The following is a 20291-nucleotide window of genomic DNA, read 5'->3' as shown; positions in this document are numbered from 1 at the left end:
CTATACGGCGGGTCGTTTCAAAGCGGAAAGCGCCGCCGCGGCCACGAAAAGCCCGCACGCGACGGCCGCCGCCACCTCGACGCTCGCCGTGCACGCCGCGCGAGCGGCCGAGAGCAGCTCGACACCCGCCGCCAGGCCGTCGGCTGCGGCTTCGGCCTGCGCGGGCCCGGCCGAAGCCAGCCGTGCCGCCGCGTCCGGCACGGTGGACGGCACCACCAGGCGGGCGGTGTAGACGGCGGCCGCGAGCGAGCCGAACGCGGTCGTGCCCAGGCCCGCGCCGAGCTCGTAGCCGGTCTTCTCGACGGCGGCCGCGCCACCCGCGCGGTCGGCCGGGGTGGCCGTCAGGAGCGTGTCGGTGCTCGACGTCAGCGCGAGGGCCATGCCCAGCCCCGACCCGGCGAGCGCGCCGCCGAGCCACCACGGCGACGCCAGCCCGCCCGCGGCCGGGACGGCGAGGGACGCCGCCGCCAGCGCGAATCCGGCCGTGCGGACGCGGGCGTTGCCGAACCGTTCCAGCAAGGCCGGGGCGACCACGCTGCCCGCCGCCGACGCGCCGAGCACGAGCAGCAGCCGGGCCGCCGCGGCGGTCGGGGAGAGGCCGAGCACCACCTGCAGGTACTGGGCGAGCAGCAGGCCGAGCCCGACCAGCGTGCTCATCACCAGCAGCACGCCGCCGGCCGCGGCCGGTACCCCGGGCCGCCGGAACAGCGCCAGGTCGAGCAGGGGCGATTCGGCCCGCCGCTGGCGGCGCACGAAGAGGCCGAGGAGCACGCACCCCGCCGCCCCCGCCGCGAAGCCGCCCCCCGACGGCCCGATGGCAGCGGCGATCCCGAGCACGCCACCGGCCGCGAGCAGCGCGCTGAGCGCGTCCCACGGCCGGCGTCCTGGCGGGCTCCTCGGCAGCCGGCGCAGCGCCGCCACGACCGCGGCGAGGATGACCGGCGGGTTGACCAGGAACGTCGCCCGCCAGCCCCACGCTTCCACGAGCACCCCGCCGAGGACCGGCCCGAACACCGAACCGGTTCCGGCGATCCCGCTGCACACCGCGATCGCCGTGCGGCGGGCTCGCCGGTCGGGGAACAGCTCCCGCAGCAGCGACATCGTCACCGGCATGATCAGGGCGCCGCCGACGCCGAGCACCGCGCGGGCGGCGAGCAGGGCCGGGACGTTCGGGGCGAGCGCGCAGGCGAGCGACGCCGCCCCGAACACCGCGTAGCCGGTCACGAGCACGCGCCGCCGTCCGAACCGGTCGCCGAGCGTGCCGCACGGCAGCAGCAGCGGCGCCGCCGTGAGCGGGTAGATCGCCACGATCCAGACCTGGGCGGCCGCGCTCGGCCGCAGCTGCCGGACCAGGTCGGGCAGCGCGACGTGCAGCACGGTCGCGTCCACGGCGACCAGGAACAGGCCGGCGCCGAGCACGGTGAGCAGCGGCCAGGTCCGGACGGTCACGGCCACAGCAGGTCCGCAAGGTGCCGCGCGACGGCGTCGACGTGGGGCGGGTCGACGATCGACAGGTGGTGCGCGGGGACCGGCACGATCTCCAGCCGCGGGCACAGGTCCACCCACCCGGCCGCGAGGTCGGTGCGGGAGTAGCGGGGTTCCATCGCGAGCCCGGCGGCGTACGGTTCGGTCGCCCGGTACAGGACCACGCGGCCGTCGTAGGGCCGCGGTGTCCCGCGTTCGGCGGCCAGGGTGTCCAAAAAGGATTGACGCTGGTGCCGGAGCACGCCGGGGCTCAGCAGGCCGGCTTCGGCGACCCGTCGCATGGTCAGCTCGATCTGCGCTTCCTCGGGCAGGGCCGCGAGTTCGTCGTGACCGAGCCGGACGGTCCGGCCGTAGGTGCCTTCGACGTAGCCGGTGAAGCGCAGGAACCGCCGGGCCGACGACGCGCGCGGGTCGAGGTCCGGTTCCGGCAGCGGCAGCATGGTGTCGAGCAGCGCGACGAGCTCGACGGCTTCGCCTTCTTCGGCGAGCCGCGCGGCGAGGCCGTAGGCGAGGGCACCGCCGAAGGACCAGCCGGCCAGGCGGTAGGGCCCGTGCGGCAGGCGCGCCCGGACCAGCGGGAGGAGCCGTTCGACGCGGTCTTCGATGCCGGCGCCGGGCACGCGTTCGAAGCCGAGGCAGGGGACGCCGGCCGGGAGCCGGTCCAGCAGCGGGCGGTAGACGGTGCAGGTGCTGCCGCCGGGGTGGAACAGCAGCAGCGGGGCGGTGCCGGCGTCGCCGGGTTTGAGCAGGTGCACCGGCCCGCGTTCGTCGCGCGTGTCCAGCACGGCCCGCGCCACGTCGGCGACGGCGGCGAGGGTGTCGTGCCGGAGCAGGTCGGCCGGGTCGACGGGGGTGTCGAGCTCGGCGGTGAGGCCGTCGGCGAGGAGCCGCGCGAGGTGGTGGGGTTCGGCGGTGCCGGACAGGCGGGTGTGCGGGCCGGCGTCGGTGCCGGTGTGCCGCCGCCAGAGCCGGAGGACGAGGCGGTCGGCGGCGTCCCAGGCCCGGCCGCGCGCCGGGGGTTCGTCGCCGCGGGGAGCGAGGTCCCGGTTGAGCTCGGCGAGGGTGGCGCCGCGCAGCACGGCGGCGGGATCGGGGTCGGCGCCGAGCTCCCGCCGGACGGCTTCGCGGATGCGGTTGGCCATGAGCGAGTCGAGCCCGAGTTCGACGAGCGGGACGTGGGGGTCGAGCCGGTCGGGGGTGAGGCCCATGACGGCGGCGACGATGGCGGTGAGCCGGCTGTTGCCGGTGTGGTCGGCGAGGTGGCTCGGGTTGGCTTCCGGCGCGGCCGCGGTCGGGAGTGCTTCGCTCCCGGCCCCGGTGGTCGAGGTGGCGGCGGCCGAGAGGGCCGCCAGTGCTGCCGTGGCCGCCCCGGGCCTGGCGGATGGCGCCGCCGAGCGTTGCGTTCTCCGGACCGCAGACCCCGCGACCGCCGCCGACCCGCCGCCCGGGTCGGCGGTGTCCGTGTACCAGTGCCGCTCGTGGCGCCAGGGCATCGGCGGGACGTCCGTGAGCCGGGCGTCGTCGTCCGGGGTGGCCAGCGTTATGCGGGTTCCCGCGCAGTACACCGTCGCCGCCGCGGCGGCGAACGTGCGGATCTCGTCCTGGCCGCGGCGCAGGGTTCCCGTCACGACCGCGTCCGCGATCCCCGCCGCCGCGAGGGTGCGGGTCAGGGAGCCGCGCAGGATCGGGTGCGGGGACACCTCGATGAACAGCCGGTGGCCGTCCGCGGCCGCCGCCGTGACCGCCTGGCGGAACCGGACCGGGCGGCGCAGGTGCGCGGCCCAGTAGCCCGCGTCGAAGTCCGGGAGCTCGCGCGGGTCGTCCAGCACCGTGTCGTACCAGGGCACCAGCGGCCGGCGGCCGCCCAGCTCGGCCAGCGCGCCGCGCAGGGCGCCGAGGACGGGCTCGACCCCCACCGAATGCCCGGCCACGCCCACCGGCAGCCGCCGGGCGCTGCGGCCCGCGGCCTCCAGCGAGGTGACCAGCCGGTCGAGCACCTCCTCGTCGCCGGCGACCGTGACCTGGCCCGGTGCGGCGTCCACGGCGAGCTCGACTCCGGGGTGCGCCGCGAGCTCGTCGGGTGTCAGCTCCACCGCGGCCATCGCCCCGCCCGGCCGGACCGTGCCGAGCAGGCGCGCCCGGGTGGCGACCAGGTGCACGGCCTCATCGGCGGTCAGCACGCCGCCGACGACCGCGGCGGCCGCGGATCCCAGCGAGTGCCCGAGGACGGCGGCGGGCCGCACGCCGAGCGCCTCCCACCGCGCGGCCAGGGCAACCTGCGTCCCGAAGATCGCCAGCTGCGTTTCCGCCAGCGACCGGGGATCGGTCCCGGTGAGCAGCGAGCGCAGCGACCGGCCGGCGTGCTCGGTGAAGGGATCGCCGAGCTTGTCGACCTGCGCGGCGAACGCGGGCTCCACGGCCAGCAGCCGACGGCCCATCCCGGCCCACTGCGACCCGTGGCCGGAGAAGACGAAAACGGGCCCTTCCCCGCCGACGGCGGAACCGGTGAACGCCCCGGCGGGCGGCAGGTCCGTGTCGACGGCCCGCAGCAGCGCCACGAGCTCCCGGTGGTCGGCGGCGACGAACGCCGCGCGGTGCGGGCCGGCGTTGTCGCGGCGGAAGAGGGTGTGGGTGACGTCGGCGAGCGGACTCGACCGGCCGGCGGGGGAGTCGAGCCACGCGGCCAGTTGCGCGGCCCGCTCGACGAGCCGGTCGCGGGTCCGGGCGGACAGCAACCCGATCCGGACTCCGCCGCCGGCGGGCCGGTCACTGTCCGGGTTCTGCGAGGCGGTGCCCTGGCTGCGGCCGAGCAGTCCATCGCCGGACCGGGCCGCCGGGAGCCGGTCCGGGCTCGGCGCCGCTTCCTCCAGCACCACGTGCGCGTTCGTCCCGCCGAAGCCGAACGCCGACACCCCGGCCGTCGCGCGGCCGGCGCGCCGTGGCCACGGCGTCGGCTCGGTGACCACCTTCAGCCCGAGCGAGCCGAACGGGATGTGCGGGTTCGGCGCGTCGAAGTGCAACTGCGGCGGCAGCGTCCCGTGCTGCAGCGCCAGCACGACCTTGATCAGCCCGGCGATCCCCGCGGCCGCCTCAGCGTGGGCGATGTTCGTCTTCACCGAGCCGACCAGCAACGGCGCGGCCGGCGGCCGGCCCGTCCCGAGCACCGCACCCAGCGCGCCGGCTTCGATCGGGTCGCCCAGCAGCGTCCCGGTCCCGTGCGCCTCCACGTAATCCACAGTGGACGGATCGACGCCGCGGTAGGCGTCCCGCAGCATCGCCTGCTGCGCCGCGGGGTTCGGGGCCGCCAGGCCGTTCGAGCGGCCGTCGGAGTTGACCGCCGAGGCGCGGATCACCGCGAGCACCCGGTCGCCGTCGCATTCGGCGTCCGCGAGCCGCTTGAGGACCACGACGCCGCAGCCTTCGGCACGTGCGATGCCGTCGGCGGCCGCCGAGAACGTCTTGCACCGGCCGTCGGCGGCGAGCAGGCCCGTCGCCGCGAACGCCGCCGTCGGGCCCGGCAGCAGCATGAGGTTGACCCCGGCCGCCAGCGCCAGGTCGGCGTCGCCGTCGCGCAGCGCGCGCACCGCGTGGTGCACCGCGACCAGCGAAGACGAGCACGCCGTGTCGACCGCCATGCTCGGGCCGCGCAGGTCGTAGACGTAGGACAGCCGGTTGGCCGCGATGCTGCCCGCCGCGCCGGTGGCCGTCCACAGGTCCGGCCGGCCGCCGGTCATCGTGAGGTGGCCGTAGTCGTGGGTCGAGATCCCGGTGAACACGCCGGTGCGGCTGCCGCGCAGGGACGTCGGCGCGATGCCGGCGTGCTCCAGCGCGGCCCAGGTGACCTCGAGGAGCATGCGCTGCTGCGGGTCCATGGTGGCCGCTTCGCGGGGCGTGATGCCGAAGTGCTCGGCGTCGAACCCGGCGACGTCGTCGAGGAACCCGCCGAGCACCGGTGCCGCGTCGGCGGCCCACCGTCCCGGCGGTGCGGTGCGGACGGCGTCCCGGCCGCTGCTCAGCAGGTCCCAGAACGCGCCGGGCCCGTCCGCGCCGGGGAACCGGCAGCCCAGGCCGACGACGGCGACCGGGTCGGTGCGGCGGCGGTCGGTGCTCGGCCGGAGCTCGGGCTCGGCGCCGCCGGTGAGGCTGCGGACGAGGTGGTCGATCGTCGGGCTTTCCCACAGCAGCGTGGCCGGCAGCGACCGGCCGAGCCGGTCCTCGAGGTCGGCGGCGATGCCCACGGCCTGGCGGGAGGACAGGCCGTAGTCGCCGAGCGGCCGGTCCGGCTCGGCGGTGACGCCGGTGTGCTCGGCGACGGTGTCGAGGAGCCAGCGGCGCAGGGTGTCGGTCGTCGGCTCGCTCATCGGGCCAGTGCCTTTCCGTAGTCGCCGGCGAGGTAGCGGTCGCGGCAGGCGGCGCGCGCGATCTTGCCGCTGGAGGTGCGCGGGACCCGCCCCGGCGGCACGAGGAGTACGTCCCGCAGCGCGAGACCGTGCGCGTCGGAGATCAGCCGCCGGATCGCCGCGGTCAGCGCGCGCTCGGCGGGTTCGGCCAGATCCGCGTGGCCGCGGTGCTCGGCGACCACGACGACGGCCTCGGTGTCGGTGCCCGTGACGGCGAAGGCGGCGACGCTGCCGGGGCGGATCGCGGCGTCGGCCGACGCGGCGGTGGCTTCGACGTCCTGCGGGTAGTGGTTGCGGCCGTCGACGATGATCAGGTCCTTGATCCGGCCCGCGATGTAGAGCTCGCCGTCGTGGCGGACGCCGAGGTCGCCGGTCCGCAGCCACGGCCCCTCGGGCAGGCCGCCGGCCAGCCGGGCGCCGAAGGTTTCGGTGCTTTCCAGGGGTTTCTGCCAGTACCCGGTGCCGACGTTGGGCCCGTGCACCCAGATCTCGCCGACCGAGCCGTCGGGCAGCACGACCGCGCGCTCCGGGTCGACGAGGGCGACCAGCTGCCCGGCCGGGACGCCGCAGGCGACGAGCCGGACGCCGTCCGCGGCCGGGCGCGCGGTGCCGGTGGAGAGGGCGTCGCGGTCGAAGGTGGCGACGCGCGGGGCGGCGGCCGGCCCGGTGGTGACGAACACCGTGGCCTCGGCCAGCCCGTACGCCGGGCGGGTCATCTCCGGCCGGTACCCGGCGGTGGCGAAGGCGGTGTGGAACCGGTCGAGGACGTCCGGGTTGATCGGCTCCGCGCCGTTCACGATCGCGGTGATACGGCCGAGCCGCAGGCGGGCGCGGTCGGCCTCGCGGATCCGGCTCGCGCAGTAGTGGAAGGCGAAGTTGGGGGCCGCGCTCCAGCTGCCCGCGTGGTCGCCGAGCAGTTCCAGCCAGCGGACCGGACGTTCGATGAAGGCCAGCGGGTCCATCAGCACCGACCGCAGGCCGAACGCCAGCGGCGTGAGCAGGCCGAGGACCAGCCCCATGTCGTGGAACAGCGGCAGCCACGAGACGGTGGTCGCCGCGGCCGGGTCGAGGCCGAGGCCGCGGACGGCCTGGGCGACGTTGGCGAGCACGTTCGCGTGGGTCAGCACCACGCCGGCCGGGCTGCGGGTCGAACCGGACGTGTACTGCAGGTACGCGACGTCGCCGGGAGCGGCGGCGGGGGCCGGCCACGTCCGGACCGGTTCCGGCCGGTCGGCCGCGACGACGGCGACGTCGAGGCCGGCGAACGCTTCGACGCCCGGCCGGGCGGCCGCGGTGGTGACCACGGCCGACGGTGCGCAGTCGGCGAGGACCGCGGCGAGCCGTCCGGCGTGGCCCGGCAGTCCCGGGTCGAACAGCGGCACCGCGATCGCGCCCGCAGTGATCGCGGCGAGGAACCCGACGACGTAGTCCGGGCCCTGCGGGCAGAGCACCGCGACCCGGTCGCCCGGCGACACCGGCAGCGCGCCGGCGACCGCGCCGACGCGGTCGGCCAGCTGCCGCCAGGTCAGCGTGCGCCGTCGTCCCGCGGGGTCGGCGGTGAAGTCGGCGAAGGTGAGGGCGGGGGCGTCGGGGGTGGCGCTCGCCCAGTGGTGCAGGCACGCGGTCAGGGTGTCGCCGCCCACCGCCGGGAAGGTGTCCTGGGACATGGGGGTTCTCCTTGCTAGCGGCCCAGCCGCGGTGCCGCGTGCTGCCACGCGGCGACGGCGAGGGCGTCGAGGTCGAGGTCGGTCGCTCCGGCGTCGCGGAGCAGGACCAGCACGCCGCCGGCGGCGATGGCGACGGTGCGCAGGCGCAGTCCGGGCAGCCCGGCCGGCCGGCCGGGCAGGGTGAGGACTTGCTCGTAGGACAGGGTTTGCGCGCCGGGAACAGCGGGTCCGGTGCCGAGGGTGGTCGTCGATTCCGTTGGCAGGTCCTGGTCGTCGACGGTGACGCGGGTGCAGCGGCGCGCCTGGGCGGCCCAGGCGGCGAGGTCGGGTGGGTGCGGGGTCCGGGCGACGAGCTCGGAAAGCTGCCCGCCCGGGACCGCCGTCTGGAAGCCCTGGCCGGTGACCGCGCCGGGACGCAGCAAGCGGCCGTGGACGACGTCGGCGCACGGCCCGTCGTCGCTGCGGTCCGAAGTGGACACCGCGGTGGCGACGTCGAACACGTCACGCGCGGCGGGCGGTGCGGGGACGGCCTCGGCGGGCAGCAGCACGGCCGGGGGGACCGCGGGCGGTGCGGGAACCGGGACCGCCGTGGCCGGTTTTGCCGGGGAAATGGTGACCACGGCGGCCGCTGTGATCAGGAGTACGGCCGGGGGAAAGCGAATTCGGGCAGCCATGGAGAAGCCTTCCGGGAGTATTCTCGGGAGAGGTGCGGCCCCTGCGCTGGAACCCTTCGCCGGGAGCGTCGAGCGACGGCCGATCCCGGCGGCACGGCGAAGGCTACGCCGGGAAATCGGTTACCGGAAGCACCTCAAGACGGCGTAAACATCTCCATGTACAGCGCGTGAGCTGCGCGATTGCAGGTTACTGGTGAGTTCGGTGCCTGGTTGTGGCACGGGCGTCCGAGATTGGTCACGCTGCGCGACCGACGACTCACCCCGGCGGGGGAGTTTGTTTGCCTGCCATTCACATTGTCCGCTCACATCCTGGACAGGACAATTGCGCTCCGGCGCGCGATTCCTTTAGCTTGGCCGGACCCTCGACGACCGGGAAAGGAAACGCATGCGCCCTTTTGTGAGGTGGTTCACCGCCCTGGCGGCCGCGGTGTGCGCACTGCCCGGCACACCCGCCCTGGCCGCGGACGGCGTCCCGGACGCCCGGGCCGACGACGGCTCGCACGTCGTCGCCCAGACCACTGTGGACGGTGACGCGCGGGTGCTCGACCTGACCGTGCGCTCGACCGGCGTCGGGGCGTACGCGATGGTCCGGCTGATCCTGCCGGAGAACTGGACCGGACGGCGCTGGCCCGCGGTCTACCTGCTGGCCGGCGAGACCCGGCTGCAGGACTACCGCGGCTGGAGCGCGAACACCGACATCCGGCGGCTCGCCGACGACGCCGGCGTCCTGGTCGTCATGCCCGGCTCCGGCTCCGCCGGCTTCTTCAGCGACTGGTGGAACTACGGCAAGGACATCGCGCTCAACCAGTGGGAGACCTTCACCGCCGTCGAGCTCCCGCAGCTGATCGACCGCGGCTACCGCGGGGACGGCCGCCGCGCGGTCGCCGGGCTGTCCCTCGGCGGGTACGGCGCGTTCGAACTCGCCGCGCGGCGCCCGGGCGTCTTCCGCTACGCGGCCTCCTTCAGCGGCAACCTGAACCCGGCCGGCGCGACCGGCGAACTGCTGACCGATGCGATCGTCGCGTCGGCCCACCTCGACCCCGAGGCGCTCTGGGGCGACCGGCGTCGCGAGGCCGCGCGCTGGGAGGCGCACGACCCGCTGGTGAACGCCGATCGCCTGCGCGGCACCGAGCTGTACCTGTCGGCGGGCAACGGGCTGCCGGGCCCGCTCGACGCCAAACTCCCGATCGACGTGCTGCCCGGCGCGATGCTCCTGGAGTTCCTGTGCGGCGCCCAGACCACGGCCATGGCCGGTCGCCTGCGTGAGCTCGGCGTCCCGGTGACGGTCGATCTCTACGGGCCGGGCACGCACCAGTGGGCGTACTGGCAGGAGCAGCTGCACCGGACGTGGCCGCGGATGCTGCAGGTGCTGGCGTCGTGAAACCGTCCTATGTGGTCACGGGCGCGGCGGGCGGCATCGGCCGCGCCTGCGTGGCGGAGCTGGTCCGGCGGGGCGCCCACGTGTGGGCGAGCGTGCGCACCGACGCGGACGAAGCGGAACTCGTGCGCGCGTACGGCGACGCGGTGACGGTACTGCGGATGGACCTGCGCGACGCGGAGTCGATCGCGCGGTGCGGAGAACGCGTCGCGGCGGCGGGACCGTTGCGGGGCCTGGTGAACAACGCCGGTCTCGCGCGGCCGGGGCCGCTGGAGCACGTGCCGCCGGCGGCGTTCCGGGAGCAGCTGGAGGTGAACGTGACGGGCCAGCTGCTGGTGACGCGGGCGATGCTGCCGGCGCTCCGGCGCGCGGAATCGGCCCGCGTGGTGACGATCGGCTCGATCGGCGGCCGGATCGCGGGGCCGATGGTCGGGCCGTACCACACGTCGAAGTTCGCGCTGGTGGGGTTGACCGACAGCTTGCGCGCGGAGCTGGCCCCGGAGCGGATCCGCGTGGTCCTGGTCGAGCCGGGAGCGGTGGCCACCCCGATCTGGCCCCGCGCCCACGAGGCGGCCTCGCAGGTCCGGGCGGCCTTGTCCCCGGCGGCGCTGGAGAGGTACGGCGACCAACTGGCGGCGGCCGAGCGCAGCGCGGCCCGCTCGGCGAGAACGGGAGTGCCGCCGCGCCGGGCGGCGGAGACGGTGGTCCGGGCCTTGACGGCCCGCCGCCCGGCGCCGAGATACCTGGTGGGCGCCGACGCAAGGCTGGCGGCGGTGCTGGCGAGCCTGCCGTTCCGGGTGAGGTACCACCTGACGGCGGCGAAGCGATGAGGGCGCCGGTCGGCTGGTGTGTTTCGGGCTCGGGAGTCTCGCTGTGCGCTGTCGGGCGCGCGCGGGTCGCGGGCGGACTTGGTGCGGCGGGGGAGTTGGCTTGTCCAGTCGCCGTGCGGCGGCGAACCGGCGGTCGGGCCGCGCGGCGAGCCCTCGCGCCGCCGGGATCGACCGGCCATCCCCGCTGTGAGGCGAAACGATGAGCCGCCTCGTCGTCATCGTCGCCCCGGGTTCGCGGGGGGACGTCCAACCCTGTGTCGCCCTCGGGCGGGGGCTGGCCGCCGGCGGTGACCTCGTGCGGGTTCTCGCCGCTCCGAACTTCCGCGCGCTCGTCGAAACCCACGGCCTCGGCTTCGCGCCCCTCTCCGCCGATCCCGCCGCCGTCCTCGGGTCGGGTGCGGGACAGGCGTGGACCGGGGGACGGCGGTTCCTCTCCGGGCTGCGGGCCGTCCTGCGGCCCGTGCTCGACCGGCTGCTCGCCGACGTCCACGCCGGTGCCGCCGGGGCCGATCTCGTGCTCGCCCCCTCGCTCGGCTTCCTCGGCGCGCACCTGGGCGCCCACCTCGGCGTCCCCGACGTCGAACTGCACTACCAGCCCAGCGTCCCCACCCGCGCCTTCCCGCACCCCCTCCTGCCGCGGGCCGCCCGGCTCGGGCCCTGGGGACGGCACCTCAGCTTCGCCGCCGTCGACGCGCTCTCCTGGCACGTCCTCCGCCCGGACGTCGACCGCTGGCGCACCGAAACGCTCGGCCTGCCCCCGGCCGGCGCCCGCGGACCGCGCCGCCGGTCACCGGTGCTGTGCGGCTTCTCCGGCGCCGTCGTGCCGCGGCCGCCCGACTGGCCCGCCCGCGTGCACGTCACCGGCTACTGGTTCCTCGACACCGCGAGCCCTGACCCGGACCCGCGGCTGCGCGACTTCCTCGCCGCCGGGCCGCCGCCGGTGTACGTCGGCTTCGGCAGCATGCAGCCCGCCGACGCGGAACGCACCGCCGCCGTCGTCCGCACCGCGTTGCGCCGGACCGGGCTGCGCGGCCTGGTCGGCGGCGGCGCCGACGACGACGATGACCTGCTGGTCGTCCGGGACGTCCCGCACGAGTGGCTGTTCCCGCGCACCGCCGCCGTCGTCCACCACGGTGGGGCCGGGACCACCGCCGCCGGGCTGCGGGCCGGGGTGCCGTCGCTCGTCTGCCCCGTCTTCTCCGACCAGCCCTACTGGGGCGACCGGGTGTCGCGGCTGAGCGCCGGCCCGAAACCCCTGCCGCTCCAGGACATCGACGTCGCGACGCTGACCGCGCGGCTGCGGGAGCTGACGGAGAACCCGCTGTTCCGGCGCGGCGCGCAGTACGTCGGCGCGCGGCTGCGAGCGGAGGACGGCGTGGCCCGCGCCTGCTCGATCCTGCGGGCGGGCTAGCCGGGGTGCGTCAGGCCGAGATCGCCAGCGCGAGGCCGGTGCCGATGATCAGCACGCACGCCGCGATCGTCGTCCGGCGGTAGTGCAGGATCAGCGCCGCGAACTCGCGCAGCAGCGCGCTCGGCAGGAAGTAGCGGGCCGTCGGCGAGCCGGTCGCCTGGAACGGCAGGCCGAGCCGCCGGCATTCGACCGCCGTCCGGAACACGTGGTAATTGCTGGTCACCGCGACCACCCGGCGGGCCGCGGCGGGGAGGAGTGCCGCGGAAAGGCGGAGATTCTCTTCCGTCGTGCGGGCCTGGTCCTCGCGCCGGATCTGCTCGTCCGGGACGCCGCGGTCGCGCAGGTACGCGTGCATGGCTTCGGCTTCGCTGACCGTCTCGCCCGGGCCCCGGCCGCCGGAGACGACCAGCACCGGCGGCGTCGCCTCCCGGGCGTGGAGCCGGAGCGCGCGTTCGAGCCGCCCGGCGAGCAGCGGCGGGACACGCTCGCCGTCGAGGCCGCAGCCGAGCACGATGATCGCGTCGAACCCGCCGCGGCGGCCGATCCGGCTGTACACCACCGAATAGACCAGCAGCGACAGGAACAGGAAGCCGAAGTAGCCGGCCAGCACGGCCGCCATGGCCACCAGCGCCGAGCCCCACCGGCCGAGTGGCGCGAACGCCAGCGCCTCCAGCGCGACCAGCCCGGCGCCCAGCCCGAGCGACAGCAGGTTCCCGGCGCTGCGCCCTTCCCGCCGCCACATCCGCACGCCGTTGGCGATCAGCGCGGTGGGCAGCACGAGGGCGACGAGGATCGCGGCGACGGCGAGCAGGCCCAGCAGCACCGGGGTCAGCCACTCCAGGTGCAGCGCGGCACGCAGCAGCCACAGCGCGGTCAGCAGCAGCGCCAGGCCGAGCCACACGGCGTTGCCGAGCCGCCGCGGCTCGCGCGCCAGCCGGACGGCGAACACGATGAGCGCCACCCCGGCGGCGACCGGAAGTACCGCACCGCCGACGTTCACCCCGGCCTCCCCTGGAATCCCCCGCGAGCCTAGCCGGACGCGCGCGGCCGGGTGATCTGGCATGGTGAACGCCGTGACCGATCGGCGACCGGCGTTCGTGCTGCACGAGCACTTCCGCCCGCGGCACCACTTCGACCTGCGGCTGGAGGAGAACGGCGTGCTCCGCTCCTGGGCGGTCCCGCGTGGCCTCCCGCCGGACACCGGAACCGACCGGCTCGCGGTCGCCGTCCCCGATCACGCCCTCGACCACCTCGCGTACGAGGACGAGACGAAGAAGATCGCCGACACGGGCTGGTGGGAGGAGCACGACCGGACGGCCAGGCGCATCCTGTTCACCCTCCACGGCCGGGCGGGCGTGGTCCGGTACGCGCTGATCCACACCGCGCGCGACTGGCTCCTGCACCGCACCCGCGACCAGCCGGACGACGAGGTGTAGCGGACGGCCGGGTCCGCGCGACTTCCCCGCGTGCTGACTTCACTGCTGCCCGGTGTCCGTGAGGTGCGCACCCCGGTGGCCAGCGGGTTCGCGTGGCTGCTCGTGGGGTGGCTCGCGCTCGCCGGCCACCTGCCCCGGAGCCGGCCCGCGCAGCACGTCTTCGCCACCCTGTGGGACCTCGGCACCTACGTGGGTAAAGGCGGCCTGCTGGTCGTGGTGTCCTTCGCCGCCTACCTTATCGGGGCGTTCCTGGAGGTCGACCCGATGCACCTCTGGGAGCACGGTGGCCGTCCGCGGTGGATCAACCACCTGCGGGACGTGGCCCGGCGGGGCCGCTTCCACCACAGCGGGATCTACCCGCTGTCCGACCAGACCCGGCGCGACCTGCACGACTTCACCGCCGAGGGCTACCGGTTCGACTCGGCCCAGGACCCGCTGCTGTACCTGCCTGCCGGCATCATGCGGGAAGAGCGGCAGCTGGCCACCCGGCTGCAGGCGGCCAACGTGGAGCTCTACAACCGCTACGACCGCGCGCTCGCCGAGGCCACCTTCCGGATCAACGTGACGCCGCCGTTGGTGGTGCTCGCCGTCGTCCTCGCCTGGGGATCCGGGGCCGGTGCCTGGGTCGCCGTCGCGGTCACCGCGGCCGCCGGCGTCGCCGGGGTGCTGTTCTTCCGGCAGGGGGTCCGCTGCGCCATCCGGTCGCGGGACATCATCGTGCAGGCGGTCGTCGCGGAGGTCGTGCGATCGCGGTTCCTGGAAAGCCTCGGTCAGGCCGGCGAAGCGACCGAACCGGCGCCCGCGTAGGGCAGCCGCGCGGGGTGCATCGCCCGGTGTGCCCAGTACCCCAGCACGCCGAGCAACGCGATCTCCAGCACCATCATCAACCGCTCGACCAGGCCGGTCGCCACGGTCGGCAGGTGGCCGCCCAGGATCACGTTCACCGCGAACGGGACGATGAACGGCAGGTAGAACGGGATCGCCGCCAGTGCCAGCCGGCGGGACCAGGTTGCGAACCGGCCCCAGCGCGGGTCGTCGCGGTGGCGGCGGCCCATGGCCCAGCCCACCACCGGCAGGCTCAGGCACGTCACCGCCGACGCGTACAGGTGGATCTTGCCCGTCGCGGTGATCGCGCCACCCTGCGGGTCCTTCGCGAACACCGCCACCGCCAGCAGGCTCACGCACCACAGTGCCTTCGCCGCCACCAGCGCCGGGTTCGCCAGCAGGCCACGGCGGCAGAGCGCGACCAGCAGCACCGCCGACCCCGTGCTGGTGAGCAGCAACGCGCCGTCCCACATCCAGCGGCCCGGGCTCAGCGCGTAGTCGCTGAGCATCGTGCTCACCGGGTCGAGGGGAGCCAGGCGGCGGTCCAGGTGCAGCACGGCGAGCAGGACGACGGCGCCGGCGAAGGCGGCCAGCGCCCCGGGGACGAGCAGGCGGGCGCGCAGACGGGGACGGGCGGGTGCGGGACACAGCATGTAGGGAGACACTCCGGGACGGTTCGGCTGGTTCAGGCGCAGCCGCGCACGCTACCCGTGACCTTTCCGTGACCATTGCCGACGCGCCCGCGGTGTGACGCACGGCACCCTCAGTGGTCGCCGTCCTGGGGGATTTCGGCCGAATCCGTGAGCCGCAGCTTGCGCCGCGCCCGCTGGTAGAACGTCGTCATGCCGAGCCGGACCACCCGCGCCGCACTCGGGCGGCCGCGCAGGTCGAGCCGCTCGCCGGGGGAGACGTACCCCTCGACCTGGCCGTCGACCTCCACCGCCAGCCTGCCGCTGGTGGGCAGCAGCTCCAGCGTCACCTCGTCGTGCACCGAGAGCACCACGCCCCGGCTGTACGCCGAGTGCGGCGCCGCCGGCGTCACCAGCAGCGCCTCCACCGACGGGCTGGTGATCGGGCCGCCCGCCGAGAAGCTGTACGCCGTCGAGCCGGTCGGCGTCGCCACCACCACCGCGTCGGCCGAGTAGCTCACGAACGGCTGGCCGCCGACGCGGACGGCGACCACCGCACTGCCGTCGCCGGGCACCCGCACCACCGCGATGTCGTTGAACGCGGTGATCTTCCGCCCCTGCAGCACCGCGTCCACCGCCAGCCGCGGCTCCACGGTGAACTGGTGGTCGTCGATGGCCGAGAGCGCGCCCGGCAGGTCCGGGACGTCGACCTCGGCCAGGAAGCCGAGCTTGCCGAGGTTCACCCCGAGCACCGGCGCGCGCTGCCCGTCGGCCAGCCGCATGGCGCGCAGCATCGTGCCGTCGCCGCCCAGGCTGACCAGCAGGTCGGCCCGGCGCCCGAGCTCCTCGGCCGTCACCCCCTTCGCGGCGCAGTCGAGCCGGACGATCTCGTCCTCGATGCCGAGGACCTCGATGTTCCGGTTGCCCGCCCAGCCGAGTACGGCCTGGACGGCGGCCGCGGAGTCGCGGCGGGGGTGCAGCACGAGTCCGGCGGAGTGCATGTCAGCGGCTCCGGGCGGGCGAGGTACCGAGCGTCATGCGCTCAGTCTGCCCGCTCCCGCCGCGGGCCGCCGCGAGAACCGCAGCGCGCCGTCGTCGATGCGGCCGTGCCGGAGCTTGACGACGTCGTGGGCGTAGCTCATGCCCAGCTGCCACGGCGCCCGGGAGCCCGCCTTCGGGAACTCGTCGATCGAGCGCAGCACGTACCCGGCGTCGAAGTCCAGCAGCGGCCGCTCGGTGACCGCCGGGTCGTCGTTGACCGGCACGGCCTGGTCGTGGCCGTGCCGGTCGAGGTGCCGCAGCAGCCGGACGACGTACTCGGCGACCAGGTCCGCCTTGAGCGTCCACGACGCGTTCGTGTAGCCGATCGTGAACGCGAAGTTCGGCACGCCGCTGAGCATCATGCCCTTGTAGGCCATGGTCTCCGGCAGCTTCACCGGGTTGCCGTCCACCGACAGCTCGATGCCGCCGAAGGCCAGCAGCCGCAGCCCGGTGGCGGTGACGACGACGTCCGCTTCGAGCTCGTCGCCGGATTCGAGCCGGATCCCCCGCTCGGTGAACTCCGCGATCCGGTCGGTGACGATCGAGGCGTCGCCCCGGCGCAGCGCGCGGAACAGGTCGCCGTCCGGGACCAGGCACAGCCGCTGGTCCCACGGCTGGTACCGCGGCTTGAAGTGGGTGTCGACGGCGAACCCGGGCGGCAGCTGCTTGGCCGTGGCCTTGCGGATCAGGGCCTTCACCAGACCCGGGCGGCGCCGGCTGAGCTGGTAGATCAGCGTGCTCACCGCGACGTTCTTCCAGCGCGCGATCGGGTACGCCAGCCGCGCGCCGAGCAGCCCGCGCAGCCGGTTGGCCAGTGCGTCCTCCGACGGCAGCGACAGGATGTAGGTGGGGGAGCGCTGCAGCATGGTCACGTGCGCGGCGCGGTCGGTCATCGCCGGCACGAGGGTCACCGCGGTCGCGCCGCTGCCGATGACGACGACCTTCTTGCCGGCGTAGTCGAGGTCCTCGGGCCAGTGCTGCGGGTGGACGACGGTGCCGCGGAAGTTCCCGATGCCGGGGAATTCCGGCGTGTGGCCGCCCGCGTAGTCGTAGTAGCCGCTGCACAGGTACAGGAACTTCGCGGTGAACTCGACCGGCTTCCCGCGGTGCTCGGCCTCGACCGTCCACAGTGCGTCCTCTGTGGACCAGTAGGCGCGGATGACCTTGTGCCCGAACCGGATGTGGCGGTCGATGCCGGCCTCGGCCGCGGTGTCGCGGACGTAGCGCAGGATCGACGGGCCGTCGGCGATGGCCTTCGCGTCGGTCCACGGCCGGAACCGGTAGCCCAGCGTCTGCATGTCCGAATCGGACCGGACGCCGGGGTAGCGGAACAGGTCCCAGGTACCGCCGATCGCCTCGCGGGCTTCGAGGATCGCGTAGGTCTTGCGCGGGAACGCCGTCCGCAGGTGGTGGGCCGCGCCGACGCCGGACAACCCGGCCCCGACGATCAGCACGTCGACGTGATCGGTCATCTCAGGCCGCCTCCGTCCGCCGGGCGCGCTGCAGGACGCGGGTCAGCACGGCGTTGTAGTGGGTGGGGGTGATGCGGGCGAGCGCGTCGAACAGGTAGGCGTCCGGGCCGATCAGGATGCGGGCCTTCCCGCGGTCGACGCCCGCGTGGATGATCGCCGCCGCCTTGTCCGGCGACGTCATCGTCATGGCCTCGAACTGCGCGGCCATCTGCTCGTGGGTGCGTCCCCGTCCCGTGGGGTCGCGGCGCACCCGGCCGTTGCGCGCGATGTTCGTCGTGATGCCGCCCGGGTGGACGGTCACCGCGCGGACGCCGGTGCCCTGCAGCTCGTGCCGCAGCGACTCGGTGAAGCCGCGGACGGCGAACTTCGCGGCGCAGTACGCGCTCTGGTACGGCACCCCGAGCAGGCCGTACACGCTGGAGGTGTTCACGATCGCGCCTTCGCCCTGGTCGACGAGGATCGGCAGGAACGCCCGCGTCCCGTGCACCACGCCGCGGAAGTTGATCTCGTGCAGCCAGTCGTCGTCCTCGGGCACCGCGTCGAGCACCGACGAGGTGACCGCGACGCCGGCGTTGTTGAACACCGCGGCCAGCGGCGCCGGGAGCCACTCGCGGACCTCGGCGGCGAACCGCAGCTGGTCTTCGGCGTCGCGGACGTCGAGGACCCGGGTCAGCACCCGGCCGGACAGCGCGGCCGCGGTGGCCTTCAGGCCGTCTTCGTCGACGTCGGCCAGCGCGACCGGCGAGCCGGACCGGGACAGCCGGGTGGCCAGCGCCCGGCCGATGCCGGACGCCGCACCGGTGATCACCACCGGCCGTCCGTTCAGGCTACGGGGCCGTGACATCGCTGCTCCTCGCGTGCTTGTCCATCAGGTCGAGGATCGTGGGCCAGGCGCCTTCGGGCAGGTCGTGGCCCATGCCGCGGATGGTTTCCAGCCGGGCGCCCCGGATGGCCCGCGCGGTGGCGGCGCCGCCGGTCGGGTGGACCATCCGGTCGCGGTCGCCGTGGATCACCAGCGTGGGCGCGGTGATCTTCCGCAGCAGCGGCGTCCGGTTGCCGGACTTCATGATCGCGGCGAGCTGCCGTCCCACGCCGCCGGACGTCGGGTCGCGGTCCCAGCCGGTGCCGGCCAGCTCGCGCACGAACGCCTCGTCGAACGGGAAGCCGTGCGAGCCGATGTGCCGGAACATCCGGACCGCGCTCTCCACCGCCTCTTCGCGGGACTTCGGCGGTTTCGCGCCCATCATCCGCAGCGTCGAGAACGCCGGGCGGCCGAGCAGGCGCGAACCGGTCGTGGACATGATCGACGTCAGCGTGCGGATCCGGTCCGGGTACAGCGCCGCCGTGGTCTGCGAGATCATGCCGCCCATCGAAACCCCGGCGATGTGGGCCGTCTCGATGTCCAGGGCGTCGAACAGGCCGACCGTGTCCGCGGCCATGTCCGTCAGGTCGTACTGCTGCGCGGGGAACCGGCCGGCGAGCATGCCGGGCAGGCTCGGCGGCCGGAACCGCGGGTGGGTCGAGCGGCCGGCGTCGCGGTTGTCGAACCGGATCACCTCGTACCCGCGGCCGGCGAGCTCCGCGCAGAAGGCGTCCGGCCAGCTGTGCAGCTGCTGGCCCAGCCCGGCGACGAGCACCAGCGGCTCGGCGCCGTCGTCCCCGATCCGTTCGTAAGCCAGGGAAATCCCCCGGCCGGCGTCGGCGATCTGTTCGGTCACGAATCTCCTCCGGTGCTTCGTCGGCGCACGATCGCGCGGCCGCCCTTGGCCGGGGCGTAGGCCACGCCCCGCGAGTGCCAGCGTTCGCCGGGCTCGCTCGTCGGAACCAGCGTGAAGTCCCGCAGCAGGGTCCGCAGCACGACGCTCATCTCCATGGTCGCGAAGGCGGCGCCGAGGCAGCGGCGGGTGCCGCCGCCGAACGGGATCCACTGGTAGAGGTCCGGGCGCGCGCCGGCGAAGCGGTGCGGGTCGAAGGCGGCCGCGTGCGGGAAGACGCGGTCGTCGTCGTGGATCAGCGCGATGCTGACGAGCACCGCGTACCCCTTCGGCAGCGTCCACCGGCCCAGCCGGAAGCCGTCCTGCTTGACCTGCCGGGCGGTGAGGTCGATGACCGGGCGGGTGCGCTGGACCTCGAGGATGGTGGCGTCGAGGAGCTTGCCGTCGTCGGCCTGCAGTTCTTCCAGCAGGGCGGGGTGGCGGCGGAGGCGCTCGACGGCCCAGGCCAGCGTGGTCGCCGTGGTTTCGTGGCCGGCGGTGAGCAGGGTGAGCAGCTGGTCGGAGATCTCCTCGCGGCTGAGCCCGGACCCGTCGTCGTAGCGGGTCTGCAGCATCATCGACAGGACGTCGTCCTTCTCCCCGGCGCGGGCCTTGGCGATGAGCCGGTCGACGATGGCGTCGTACTCGCGGCGCATCCGTTCGAAGCGGCGCCACGGGTTGACGCGGCCCTTCTTCGTGATGGGCAGCACGGCCAGCCGCGAGCCGAGGGTGACGAACGGCGGGAGCAGCTCGCGCAGCTCGGCGAACTCGGCCCCTTCGGCACCGAAGACGGCGCGGAGGATGGCGTTAAGGGTGATCCGCATCATCGACGGCAGCGTGGCGAAAGCGGTGCCTTCGGGCCAGGTCGCCAGTTCGCGGACGGTTTCCTCTTCGACGATCTGCTCGTAGGCGGCGAGGCGGCGGCCATGGAACGGCGGGACCAGGAGCTTCCGCTGCCGTTTGTGCTCCTCGCCGGACAGCGCGAACATCGAGCGCGGTCCCAGCACACGCCCGAGGTTGACCTCGAGGTTGTCGACGAGCTCGGGCCCGGAGGTGAACAGCTGCTTGATCTCGGCGGGGCCGCTGATCACCACGGCGTTGCCGAAGATCGGCACGTTCACCGTGAAGGCGTCGCCGTAGCGGTCTTTGAGCCGCCGCAGGCCGCGCAGGGGCTGCGTCAGCGCGTAGGCGCCCTGGACCGCCCGTGGCGCGGTGGGCCCCGGCGGCAGGGTCGCGGGGCTTGTCATGGTCGTCATCGACCCTCCCGGAAAAGTGGTACGCGAACGTAC

Annotated in this window: 16 protein-coding genes; 5 read left to right on the top strand and 11 right to left on the bottom strand. The window is 74.8% G+C overall.

All coding sequences use genetic code 11. From position 1 onward, the window contains the following. From ABZX11_RS23885 to ABZX11_RS23870, 4 genes are read right to left on the bottom strand one after another with little or no spacing between them, the layout of a single operon-like run. Positions 1 to 1455: an MFS transporter gene (locus ABZX11_RS23885; RefSeq protein WP_354916412.1), complete on the bottom strand. Its 1455-nt coding sequence runs from the start codon at positions 1453 to 1455 to the stop codon at positions 1 to 3. Continuing rightward, the gene (locus ABZX11_RS23880) at positions 1446 to 5846 is read right to left on the bottom strand and encodes a type I polyketide synthase (RefSeq protein WP_354916409.1); all 4401 of its coding nucleotides are present in this window, start codon (positions 5844 to 5846) and stop codon (positions 1446 to 1448) included. The genes ABZX11_RS23885 and ABZX11_RS23880 overlap by 10 nt, the downstream gene beginning before the upstream one ends. Next, the gene (locus ABZX11_RS23875) at positions 5843 to 7552 is read right to left on the bottom strand and encodes a fatty acyl-AMP ligase (protein WP_354916406.1); all 1710 of its coding nucleotides are present in this window, start codon (positions 7550 to 7552) and stop codon (positions 5843 to 5845) included. Before ABZX11_RS23875 ends, ABZX11_RS23880 begins: the two co-directional genes overlap by 4 nt. A 14-nt stretch (positions 7553 to 7566) precedes the next feature. Next, positions 7567 to 8172, bottom strand: a complete 606-nt coding sequence (locus ABZX11_RS23870; protein ID WP_354916403.1) for a hypothetical protein — start codon at positions 8170 to 8172, stop codon at positions 7567 to 7569. 439 nt (positions 8173 to 8611) lie between these two features. Between ABZX11_RS23870 and ABZX11_RS23865 the strand changes: the two genes are divergently transcribed. From ABZX11_RS23865 to ABZX11_RS23855, 3 genes are all read left to right on the top strand, one after another. Then, complete coding sequence (locus tag ABZX11_RS23865) at positions 8612 to 9607, top strand: alpha/beta hydrolase family protein (RefSeq protein WP_254896647.1); 996 nt, start codon at positions 8612 to 8614, stop codon at positions 9605 to 9607. Beyond that, the gene (locus ABZX11_RS23860; protein WP_354916399.1) at positions 9604 to 10434 is read left to right on the top strand and encodes an SDR family NAD(P)-dependent oxidoreductase; all 831 of its coding nucleotides are present in this window, start codon (positions 9604 to 9606) and stop codon (positions 10432 to 10434) included. Before ABZX11_RS23865 ends, ABZX11_RS23860 begins: the two co-directional genes overlap by 4 nt. Positions 10435 to 10633: 199 nt before the next feature. After that, positions 10634 to 11845: a glycosyltransferase gene (locus tag ABZX11_RS23855; RefSeq protein ID WP_354916396.1), complete on the top strand. Its 1212-nt coding sequence runs from the start codon at positions 10634 to 10636 to the stop codon at positions 11843 to 11845. A 10-nt stretch (positions 11846 to 11855) separates the two neighbouring features. Here ABZX11_RS23855 and ABZX11_RS23850 read toward each other — a convergent pair whose 3' ends face one another. After that, positions 11856 to 12845: a YdcF family protein gene (locus ABZX11_RS23850; protein ID WP_354916393.1), complete on the bottom strand. Its 990-nt coding sequence runs from the start codon at positions 12843 to 12845 to the stop codon at positions 11856 to 11858. Between the two features lie 73 nt (positions 12846 to 12918). Between ABZX11_RS23850 and ABZX11_RS23845 the strand changes: the two genes are divergently transcribed. Together ABZX11_RS23845 and ABZX11_RS23840 are read left to right on the top strand one after the other, a co-directional pair. After that, positions 12919 to 13281: a DNA polymerase ligase N-terminal domain-containing protein gene (locus ABZX11_RS23845; protein WP_354916390.1), complete on the top strand. Its 363-nt coding sequence runs from the start codon at positions 12919 to 12921 to the stop codon at positions 13279 to 13281. 30 nt (positions 13282 to 13311) lie between these two features. Then, the gene (locus tag ABZX11_RS23840; protein WP_354916387.1) at positions 13312 to 14088 is read left to right on the top strand and encodes a hypothetical protein; all 777 of its coding nucleotides are present in this window, start codon (positions 13312 to 13314) and stop codon (positions 14086 to 14088) included. Here ABZX11_RS23840 and ABZX11_RS23835 read toward each other — a convergent pair. The 6 genes from ABZX11_RS23835 to ABZX11_RS23810 all read right to left on the bottom strand — a co-directional run bounded on the left by ABZX11_RS23835 (position 14052) and on the right by ABZX11_RS23810 (position 20258). Further along, positions 14052 to 14771 (bottom strand): DUF998 domain-containing protein, encoded by a 720-nt coding sequence (locus ABZX11_RS23835; RefSeq protein ID WP_354916384.1) that lies wholly within the window; start codon positions 14769 to 14771, stop codon positions 14052 to 14054. The genes ABZX11_RS23840 and ABZX11_RS23835 overlap by 37 nt on opposite strands. A gap of 98 nt (positions 14772 to 14869) precedes the next feature. Then, entirely contained in the window at positions 14870 to 15736 is an 867-nt protein-coding gene (locus ABZX11_RS23830; protein WP_176169795.1) for an NAD(+)/NADH kinase, read from the bottom strand. A 33-nt stretch (positions 15737 to 15769) separates the two neighbouring features. Next, positions 15770 to 17248, bottom strand: a complete 1479-nt coding sequence (locus ABZX11_RS23825; RefSeq protein WP_354916381.1) for an NAD(P)/FAD-dependent oxidoreductase — start codon at positions 17246 to 17248, stop codon at positions 15770 to 15772. Position 17249: 1 nt separating this feature from the next. Further along, complete coding sequence (locus ABZX11_RS23820; RefSeq protein ID WP_354916379.1) at positions 17250 to 18092, bottom strand: SDR family NAD(P)-dependent oxidoreductase; 843 nt, start codon at positions 18090 to 18092, stop codon at positions 17250 to 17252. Beyond that, positions 18076 to 18966 (bottom strand): alpha/beta hydrolase, encoded by an 891-nt coding sequence (locus tag ABZX11_RS23815; RefSeq protein WP_354916376.1) that lies wholly within the window; start codon positions 18964 to 18966, stop codon positions 18076 to 18078. Before ABZX11_RS23815 ends, ABZX11_RS23820 begins: the two co-directional genes overlap by 17 nt. Continuing rightward, entirely contained in the window at positions 18963 to 20258 is a 1296-nt protein-coding gene (locus tag ABZX11_RS23810) for a cytochrome P450 (RefSeq protein ID WP_354916373.1), read from the bottom strand. The genes ABZX11_RS23815 and ABZX11_RS23810 overlap by 4 nt, the downstream gene beginning before the upstream one ends. Positions 20259 to 20291: the final 33 nt, after the last annotated feature.

This window comes from Amycolatopsis sp. NPDC004169 (assembly GCF_040610315.1).
GTDB lineage: Bacteria > Actinomycetota > Actinomycetes > Mycobacteriales > Pseudonocardiaceae > Amycolatopsis.
Note: the sequence above shows the minus strand (reverse complement) of the source record. Positions and strands in the feature narration are given on the sequence as shown.